At 43.9% G+C, this 205-nt stretch carries 1 protein-coding gene; it reads right to left on the bottom strand.

Going from position 1 to position 205, the window contains the following annotated elements; genetic code table 11:
* Positions 1-61: 61 nt before the first annotated feature.
* Positions 62-205 (bottom strand): transposase (locus FC43_RS03920; protein ID WP_156648267.1); only part of this gene is annotated, 144 nt, incomplete at its 5' end.

Below are 205 nucleotides of genomic sequence, written 5' to 3'. Positions count from 1 at the left end.
GTCAACTGGTACTGATGAACTTTTAGAAGAATAATTGGTCTACCCCCACAGCTGCCCTTTTTCAGGCAGCTGTTTTGACGTTAAAGTATAGTGATTTAGCGACTAGTAGAATACGGAGCCGGAAATTGGGGAAGCTCCGGAAACCAAAGGCAACTCGTTTGATCGTTTTGATGACGTTGTTCGTCCCTTCTAACGAGCCATTATT

This window comes from Limosilactobacillus ingluviei DSM 15946 (genome assembly GCF_001435775.1).
GTDB classification, from domain to species: domain Bacteria; phylum Bacillota; class Bacilli; order Lactobacillales; family Lactobacillaceae; genus Limosilactobacillus; species Limosilactobacillus ingluviei.
Note: the sequence above shows the minus strand (reverse complement) of the source record. Positions and strands in the feature narration are given on the sequence as shown.